Here is a 7,202-nt window from a genome sequence, read left to right as displayed (position 1 = left end):
AGCATACCTTCGGCGTCAGTCGAGGCAGTGCCATCGAGCAATGCCGTGGTGGTGGGTAATGTGATCGTAATATCGCTGCCTGCATTTGCAACAGGGGGCGTATTCGCGTTGTTGACCGTTACCGTTACGTCGGCAGTGGAAGTGGCGCCCTCATTATCTTTAACCGTGAGCCTGAAAACATAAACGCCCGGCGTCATGTCTGTGACGTAAGTCGCTGCGGCGTCCGGCGTGGAAATAGTGCCAGCCGCCGGGCCGGATACTTTGGTCCAAGAAAAAGAGGCGAGCGATCCATCTTCGTCTTTAGATGAACTGCCGTCTAGCCTTGCGTTATTCAATGGGTAGGTGATGATGATGTTGCTGCCGGCATTGGCGACCGGGGGAACGTTTGCGGCCGTAATGGTGATCTTCACCTGGTCGGTTGCTGTCACGTTATCGCCGTCTTTTACGGTCAGCTCGAAGATATATTCTCCCGCCGTGGGGAAACTGGTGACATTGGTTTTAGCGGCAGAGGGTGTAGCCAGGATACCGCCATCGGGACCGCTGAGTTTTTTCCAGGAGTAAGTAGCGATCGGCCCTTCCGGATCGGAGGAAGCGCTGCCGTCAAGCGCGAGCGTGCCCACGGGAATACGGTGCGTCTGGTCCGCGCCGGCATTGGCTACCGGGGGCTTGTTGGTGGATGCGCCCTGCACGGTGATCTTCACATCATCGTAGCCGACCAGTCCGCCGTTATCGGTAACCGTGAGGCGGTACACATATTCGCCTGCGGTAAGGCCCGTCAGGTCGGTATTGCTCGCGTTGCGGTCCAGCATCGAACCGGCCGCGGGGCCGCTCACCTTCTCCCAAACATAAGTTACGATCACGCCGTCAGGGTCGATGGAGAAGCTGCCGGTAAGTTGCGTTGCGTTGGCGGGCAAAGTCAGGACCACATCGCCGCCCGCCATGGAAACCGGCGGTTTGTTAGCAGCGCTGAGAACGGTAACCGTAATCATGTCGGTAGCCACGCCGCCGTCGTTGTTCGTTACTTTCAGTTCAAAAACGTAGCTGCCAGCAACAAGGCCGGTTACATCGGTGGTGGCGGATGCCGGGCTGACGATCCTGCCCTGCGCGGGCCCGCTGATTTTATTCCAGCTGAACGCCGTGATCGTACCGCCGTTTGAAGTGGATGCAGCTCCCCTCAGGGTAACGCTGGTTGTGGGCGGTGAAATGAGGATATCGTTGCCCGCAGTAACGGTGGTAAACTGGGACGGTGAAGCGTTGTTGTATTCGAAAGCGCCGACGTCAAACGTATTGTTGAACGGACGGGGCTTCCCGTCATGATCGGCGGTGAGCCCCAGGTCTGCCATATTGCGGCCGGCGTCTATAGCGCCGGAACCCGCCTTCAGCCTGTAATCACCGATGTTGGCGGCCTGGAATCCGGCTTCTTCGATTGTTTTGAAATTCAGGTTATTGGCGAAGTCGTAAAGAACCGGTTTGGATCCCTGGATATAGTAACCGTTCATGGGCCGGTCCCAGGCGGTGCCGGGAGCGACAACGAGGTTGTTATACACCTTGTGGCCGAGCGTGGTTTGGTCGGCGTAGATCTTAATGCCGTTCACACCCGTATTGATGATGGTGTTGTTATAGATGTAGCCGGTTGCCGGTTCGAAGAGGTTTTTATCGGATATGTTGATGCCTTCAAACTTGATATCCGTGATCACGTTGTTGTATACGTGATTGATACCTGCGCCAAAGATCTCGATCGCAGAGTTGTAACCCTTGCTGATGAAGTTGTTGTAAATCCGCAGCGCGCTGCCGCCGCCAGACAGGATGCCGTATCCGTGCGGGCTGTTTTTGGCCATGGCGTAATTCACGACGCGGTTGCCGTAGATGCGGTTGTCGCCTTTGTCGGCCACGGAGATCTGCATGCCGTCGCTGCCCATGTTTTCCAGGTCGTTATTGTAAACCTGGATGTTTTCAATGCGGTGCGATGCGAGGTCGGTGCAGGAACCGGAAGACCAGAGGTAATGCGTGTTCCCGATATAAAATCCTTCCCAGGCGGAGTTCCGGCACAGGAGATCGTGGATTTTAACGTTGCGCATGGTGAATACGGGGTCGAGCCATTCCGGGTGGTCGCAGGACTGGAGGGTTTTGGCCTGGAGGAACATGCCGGCGTCGTGGATATAGATGTGGTGCGCTTCGAAGTCGGTGGACCCGCTGCCGAAGAATACGCCGAACATTTTCTGCCCGTTTTTATTGGTGCCATTTACATCAAATCCGTATTTGACGGAGGGCGCGCCGTTACCTTCCACCTTGATATGTTTGGAAGTGTTGAAAACGAAGCTGGCGGCGGTGGCGGAGCTGTTTACCCCTACCCTTACGAGCCCGCCGCAGTTGGTGATGACAATGGGTTTTTCCGCGGTGCCTTCCAGTTTGGCGAAGTGGATATATTCGTAATCGCCGGCCGGGATGCAGAGGGTATCGCCGGGCTTGACGCCAAGTTGGGTGGTGGCGTTATCGTAGTAGATGATGTTGGTGCCGGTGGTCCTCACGGTAATGCGCTTGCCGCCGTTCCCAGTGGGCGGCGGGTTGGAGATGACGCCGCCTTTGGTGTACTGGAGCATCCATTCGTATACGTTGAGGCCCGTTTCGGGGTCTTTATAATTCGGGTCGTAGGTTTTGGTCCAGGCGTTATGTGACGTGGAGGCCCATACCGTGAGCCGGGCGGGATTTTTGGTGGCGGGTGTGGCATTGTTGATACCGTTTACCCAGCCTTGCGAATAAGCAAGCGGTACGTCGGGATCGCGATCGTTGTGCGTCGCGAGCACGGCGGTGTTATTGGCGGCGATCCTGGGCGGGAGATGCGATACGCCGGAAGGGTCCCATGCGCCGCAAACCACTACAGCAGCAGCGATCTGCTTTGCGGAGTCTGCATTTTCGGAAAGGGCGCCCCAGGTCACGCCGCCGCCCATGCTAAGGCCCGTGATGTAAATGCGGTCGTGGTCGATCCGGTAAAAAGTTTTGAGATATTTCAGCAGGAGGAATACTTCCCCCGAGCCAGGCCAGCCTTTGAATTGTGGCGTGATCACGATGAAGGAGTGCGTTTGACCGTTTACCGTGAAAGACGCAGGGAACTGGCCGTCGCGGATCAGGCGCGGGGGGCCGTTATCCGTCACTTTTGCGCCAACCGTGGTGGCATTCGCACCTGCCAGTTCTCCCCTGCCGTGCAAGAAAATCAGGAGCGGGTACTTTTTACCGCTGGTGGCATAGTCAGCCGGCAGCGCCTCATAAAACCCCGTCATGTTATTCACGGTATAAGGCGCAGGGATCGTTCTGGGAACCTGCTGCGCGTACGCACCAGGCTTAAGGGCAATTATTGTAAGGAACCAGAAGCAGCGGCCAAGCCACCTCCGACAAAAGTTAAATTGCTTCACGCACAAGGTTTTTCTTGGTATGGACCGAGTATGGTAAAATTTCAGAAAGGGGCAGACATTTACGACGACACTACAAATTCCCTTACTGTTGTTGCTACGCAAAGAAACAAATTTTTCTAAAACAAATAGAAAAAAATTATCATATACATTATGATTCGATATAAATTATCTATAGAAACATTCATAATTATCTGACAATTAATTGTACAGGATTTTATAGGGGAAATTTTGCAGATTATTTTACAATAATTTATAACTTGCGCCCAATCGACATACACTTCTCTGTTAGTGTTTTTTAACCCTTCCTTTGATGAGCCGCCTGACAACTAGGTTTACTTTTTTCCAGACTTAATTGATTTCATGCTGCCTGGCCTGTTTTCCTTTTTTCGCAACAAACAATTTCAATCCCTGCTGGGAAATGTTGTTTCCGCTGTTTTCAATGTGCTTTCCTTCGCCATTCTTGTAAGGCTGCTCAGCCTTGACGATTTCGGCATCTGGGTTATTTTTACCACTACCTATAATATCCTGGACCAGGTCAGGACAGGTTTGCTGCAATCCGGCCTCATCAAATTTTACTCCGGTGCGGAAGCGCAGGCCGCGAAAACCGTTGCGGGGGCCGCATGGCATGTTGCATTGCTCCTCACGGCTGCCTACATCGTATTATCACTGGCGGGCGCTTTCGTAGCCACGCCCTGGCTGGATGCCAACTGGCGGTTTTTCATCCCCTGGCTGGGCATCCTTACGCTTCTTTCCCTCCCCATGAATTTCGCCACCTGGGTGTTGCAGGCCGAAAACCGGTTTCACCAGATCGTGTATATCCGCATCGCGCAGAACGGTAGCTTCCTGGTGCTGGTGGGCATTTTATGGTTGACCGGGCAGGTCACTTTGCCGAACGTGCTTTATGCCTATGCCGCCTCCATGGCCGTTTCGAGCTTGTATTGCCTGGCCCGCAGGTGGACGGGCATCCGGAATATCGTTTTCCGTACCCGGCAGCAGGCCATGGAACTTTACAGGTATGGAAGGCTCATCATCGGCAGTATCCTGTCATCTTCCCTCATCAACTACACCAATAACATGGTGATCCTTACCATGCTGGGATCAGCCAAGGTGGCGTTGTTCAGCATCCCGCAGAAATTCATGGAAGTGATAGAAATTCTCCTGCGGAGCTTCGTGGCAACGGCCCAGCCTACCATTTCCGCAGCCGCCAACCGGAACGATCCCAAAGCGGTGGCCATCGCTTTTTGCCGGTATACCGGAACAGTGACAATTCTCATCATTCCCTGCATCGTAGGAATGCTGCTTTTCACCGAACCGCTGATCATTTTGCTCGCCGATAAGGAATACCTGGAAGCCAGGCACGTAGTCCGCATTACCTTGCTGACGGCTATTCTCTGGCCGCTGGACCGCTTCAACGGCGTAACGCTCGACATGATCAACCTGCCGCAGGTCAACTTTTTCAAAAATATGCTGAAGCTGGTTTTGAACGCCCTCTTCGCAGTGGTGCTCACCTGGATCTTCCCCGATATCATTTCGGTGGCGATCGCGGGTTTCCTGCACATCGTATTTGCCGTAGGCTATGGCTATCACATCATGAAAAAGCACACGGCCGTCAATTTCGCCGACATCTGGAAATACGGCTGGGCGGAATTCAGGCAATTGGTCAACAAAGTGCTTAAACTTTCACATTAACCTCAAATGAAAATCGCATTCATCATACTCGCCCACCGCAATCCCGCACAACTGGAACGGCTGCTGAAAAAGCTCGCCCATCCGGACGTTGATTGCTATGTTCATATCGATGCCAAGTGCAACCTGGCAGAATGGCAGCAGGCGCTTTCCCAACCCCAGACCTTTCTCGTTAAACCGCGCGTGAATATCAAATGGGCAGGTTACAGCATGGTGGAAGCCACGCTGTATTGCATGGAAACGGTCCGTGCATCGGGTGTGCCTTACGCATACGTAACAATGGCGAGCGGACAGGATTACATCATCAAGCCGGTGGGTGAGATCGTGGATTTCCTAACTCGTCCCTCAGACCGGCAGTATATCGGGCTGATCCCCGACACGGAACTGCAGGCGATGCTATCCAAAATGAACAATTACCACCTGGTAGAATACAATTTCCCCGGCAAATACAAGCTGGCGCAACTGTTCACCCGCCTGATGCCACCGCGCAAGCCGCCCATGGGCATGCGCCTGTACTCAGGGTCACAGTGGTGGACGCTGACAATGGACTGTGTCGTTTTCCTGCTGGACCACATCCGGAAACACCCCTCCATCAGCAGGTTCTTCCGGTTTACCTGGGGCCCCGACGAGTTCATTTTCCAGACGTTGCTGATGAACAGCCCCTACCGGCACGCGGTGACCGGTTACGACCTTCATTACATCGACTGGTCGGCCGGGAAGGAACACCCCAAAAACCTCGGGCGGGATGATATAGACGCCATGCTTGCCAGCGGCATGTTGCTGGCGCGAAAATTCGAAATGGACAAAGAGCCGGAGCTGCTCGATCTCATAGACGCACGGCTCAAATAAAAAAAGGCCTTCCAATTATTGGATGGCCTTTGTTATTACACCTAGTGAATGCCTACGCTTTCTTTTTCCAGAGGGTGTTAAAACCGCCGGTGAAACCGATAGGCAATATTTCCGCTACCTCGCAATCCAGTTTCTGCAAAAATTTCACGCGCTTGGTCAGCAGCGAGAAGGGGAATACGTCTTCCACGAAATTCGTTTTTGCGAACTTGATGATCCGGTAGTTGTGTTGGCTGGCGATATCGAGGAGCGCTTTACGGGTGAAGAACTGCACGTGATCGAGGTTGTCGGCCTGCGATTGCACGGTGGTCCCTTTGAACCCGAGCGCTGATTTAATTTTATTGATGAATTTCCAGGTGGCGGGGTGGTTCCTGGCTTTGAGCATGGGCCGGGTCACGCACAATTCGCGCGGGCCCTGGCCGTTGGGCACGGTAACCACGAGCAGGCCATTGTCTTTCAGCGAATCATAAATCACTTTTAACAGTTCGCCGGGACGGTCGAGGTGTTCGAGCACTTCGCTGCAGATCACGGCGTCATAGCGTTCGCCTTGTGCGGTCAGCGCTTCTGCGCTGATGGCTTCGAAGCGGACGTTGGGGAGGGTGTTTTTGGAGCGGGCCACGTCGATGGTTTTCTGGCTGATGTCGATGCCGAGCACGTCGTAGCCGAACTGGCCGAGGTGGCGGCTGATAACGCCGTTGCCGCAACCGACGTCGAGCACGCGGCCGCCTGCGGGGATTTCCTGCTGGAGGTGGCTGGCAATGAATTTAAGTCTTTTGATGTCCGCGATGCGTTCGTATTCGTAGGTGATCGTTTTCTGTGTCATAACAATTTGGTTATTGCACTTTGTCGCTAAAAAGTGAGGTGTAAACGTTTTCTATTCGGCGGGTCATGCCCGATACATTGTATTTTTCCTGGACCATTTGGATAGCGGCCTGGCTGAGTTTGGCCCGCAGCGGCTCGTCGGCGGCCATTTTCGCAATAGCGCCGGCGAGAGCTGCGGTATTTTTAGGTGGAATGAGCCACCCGTTTTCTTCATGTGTCACTGCTTCCCGGGTGCCGTCCACATCCGTGGCCACAACGGTTTTACCCATGGCCATGGCTTCCAGCACGCCGATGGGAAATCCTTCCCAGAGCGATGGCAGGCAGTAAATATCGATGCCTTGCAGCACGGCGGGCACATCCTGCCGGAAATTGTCGAAAATCACTTTATCCGAAATCCCCAGTGCAGCGGCGGTATCAACGGCAGCCTGTTTCAGCTCG

General features: G+C 54.0%; 5 protein-coding genes. 2 read left to right on the top strand and 3 right to left on the bottom strand.

Translation table 11 applies throughout. From position 1 onward, the window contains the following. A partial coding sequence (locus Q0510_RS12775; protein WP_298712192.1) for a PKD domain-containing protein occupies nucleotides 1-3,278 on the bottom strand: 3,278 nt, incomplete at its 3' end. Nucleotides 3,279-3,770: 492 nt separating this feature from the next. Here Q0510_RS12775 and Q0510_RS12770 point away from each other — a divergent pair. Both Q0510_RS12770 and Q0510_RS12765 read left to right on the top strand, forming a co-directional pair. Next, nucleotides 3,771-5,099, top strand: a complete 1,329-nt coding sequence (locus Q0510_RS12770; RefSeq protein WP_298712190.1) for a lipopolysaccharide biosynthesis protein — start codon at nucleotides 3,771-3,773, stop codon at nucleotides 5,097-5,099. A 6-nt stretch (nucleotides 5,100-5,105) separates the two neighbouring features. Then, a complete protein-coding gene (locus Q0510_RS12765) occupies nucleotides 5,106-5,945 on the top strand; it encodes a beta-1,6-N-acetylglucosaminyltransferase (protein WP_298712187.1) in 840 nt (279 codons plus the stop codon). A gap of 52 nt (nucleotides 5,946-5,997) precedes the next feature. Here the strand turns inward: Q0510_RS12765 and Q0510_RS12760 are convergent, their stop codons facing one another. After that, nucleotides 5,998-6,765, bottom strand: a complete 768-nt coding sequence (locus Q0510_RS12760; protein ID WP_298712185.1) for a methyltransferase domain-containing protein — start codon at nucleotides 6,763-6,765, stop codon at nucleotides 5,998-6,000. Between the two features lie 10 nt (nucleotides 6,766-6,775). After that, a partial coding sequence (locus Q0510_RS12755) for a glycosyltransferase (RefSeq protein WP_298712183.1) occupies nucleotides 6,776-7,202 on the bottom strand: 427 nt, incomplete at its 5' end.

The sequence above is a fragment of the uncultured Chitinophaga sp. genome (assembly GCF_937874145.1).
Lineage (GTDB): Bacteria > Bacteroidota > Bacteroidia > Chitinophagales > Chitinophagaceae > Chitinophaga.
The sequence above is the reverse complement of the archived record's forward strand: the minus strand, read 5'-3'. Positions and strand labels throughout refer to the sequence as shown.